This window comes from Bartonella queenslandensis AUST/NH15, assembly GCF_000312585.1.
Lineage (GTDB): Bacteria > Pseudomonadota > Alphaproteobacteria > Rhizobiales > Rhizobiaceae > Bartonella > Bartonella queenslandensis_A.
The window spans coordinates 1-710 of record NZ_HE998163.1 but is presented as its reverse complement, the minus strand read 5'-3'; the positions used below and the strand labels follow the sequence as shown (position 1 = coordinate 710).

1 protein-coding gene is annotated in these 710 nt (G+C 39.0%); it reads left to right on the top strand.

Annotated features, from left to right (window positions below):
- Nucleotides 1-710, top strand: a 710-nt coding sequence (locus tag BN338_RS09740) for a type ISP restriction/modification enzyme (RefSeq protein ID WP_341872031.1), incomplete at both ends; no start/stop codon positions are given.

Below are 710 nucleotides of genomic sequence, written 5' to 3'. Positions count from 1 at the left end.
TTAGACAGTTTCGTGAATTCAGATGCAAGTAAAATTAGCTGGAGTAGTAGTCTCAAACAAGAACTGGTAAGAGGAAATGTTTCCGAATTTGAAAGTAGTTGCTTAGTTAAAAGCCTTTACCGTCCTTTTACACGACAGTGGCTTTATTATAATCGCACTCTCAATGAGAGAGTTTATCAAATGCCGCATATATTCCCGATGAGACAAGCCGTTGAAAATAGAGTGATACAGGTTACAGGAGTTGGGGCAAGAAGTGGCTTTTCTGTACTCATGACTAATATTATGCCTAATTTAGCGTCAATAGAGGCTGGTCAATGCTTTCCAAGGTACTTTTACGAAGATGCTACGGTTTCAAAAGATAAAAATAAAAAGCAGTCCCATTTATTCGAAAGCTCTATAAAAAACGATGAAACGGTTGGTTTACAACGGCGTGATGCACTCACTGATGAAGGCTTAGCACATTTTAAAGCCGCTTATCCTGATGAGACTATCACTAAAGATGATCTATTCTATTATGTTTACGGTTTACTTCATTCGGAAGATTATCGCGCCCGTTATGCCAATAACCTCTCTAAAGAATTGCCTCGTATCCCTTGTGTAAAGAGTGCTGAAGATTTTTGGAAGTTTGTAACAGCAGGGCGTGAACTAGGGCATTTGCACGTGAATTATGAAGACGTGGAACCTTATCCTGTGACCTTTAAAAAAGGTGA